This window comes from Paenibacillus sp. 3LSP (assembly GCF_032465655.1).
In the GTDB taxonomy this organism is placed as follows: Bacteria; Bacillota; Bacilli; order Paenibacillales; family Paenibacillaceae; genus Fontibacillus; species Fontibacillus barengoltzii.
The window spans coordinates 1-910 of record NZ_JAWDJI010000011.1 but is presented as its reverse complement, the minus strand read 5'-3'; the positions used below and the strand labels follow the sequence as shown (position 1 = coordinate 910).

Annotated in this window: 1 rRNA gene; it reads left to right on the top strand. The window is 55.7% G+C overall.

Annotation, left to right across the window (positions count from 1 at the left end):
• Nucleotides 1–910 (top strand): 23S ribosomal RNA (locus RW092_RS00570); the annotation flags it as partial.

Genomic DNA, 910 nt, shown 5'->3' with positions numbered 1-910 from the left:
AGAACTCTCGTTAAGGAACTCGGCAAAATGACCCCGTAACTTCGGGAGAAGGGGTGCCTCGGTAGGGTGAATAGCCCGAGGGGGCCGCAGTGAAAAGGCCCAAGCGACTGTTTAGCAAAAACACAGGTCTGTGCGAAGCCGCAAGGCGAAGTATACGGGCTGACGCCTGCCCGGTGCTGGAAGGTTAAGGGGAGCGGTTAGGGGGAATACCTCCGAAGCTGTGAACCGAAGCCCCAGTAAACGGCGGCCGTAACTATAACGGTCCTAAGGTAGCGAAATTCCTTGTCAGGTAAATTCTGACCCGCACGAATGGCGTAACGACTTGGGCGCTGTCTCAACGAGAGATCCGGTGAAATTTTAATACCTGTGAAGATGCAGGTTACCCGCGACAAGACGGAAAGACCCCATGGAGCTTTACTGCAGCTTGATATTGGACTTTGATACGATTTGTACAGGATAGGTGGGAGCCTAGGAAGCCGGAGCGCCAGCTTCGGTGGAGGCGCCGTTGGGATACCACCCTGATCGTATCGGAGTTCTAACCTGGTGCCCTGATCGGGTACGGGGACAGTGTCAGGTGGGCAGTTTGACTGGGGCGGTCGCCTCCTAAAGAGTAACGGAGGCGCCCCAAGGTTCCCTCAGAATGGTTGGAAATCATTCGAAGAGTGCAAAGGCAAAAGGGAGCTTGACTGCGAGACTGACAAGTCGAGCAGGGACGAAAGTCGGGCTTAGTGATCCGGTGGTACCGCATGGAAGGGCCATCGCTCAACGGATAAAAGCTACCCTGGGGATAACAGGCTTATCTCCCCCAAGAGTCCACATCGACGGGGAGGTTTGGCACCTCGATGTCGGCTCATCGCATCCTGGGGCTGAAGTAGGTCCCAAGGGTTGGGCTGTTCGCCCATTAAAGCGG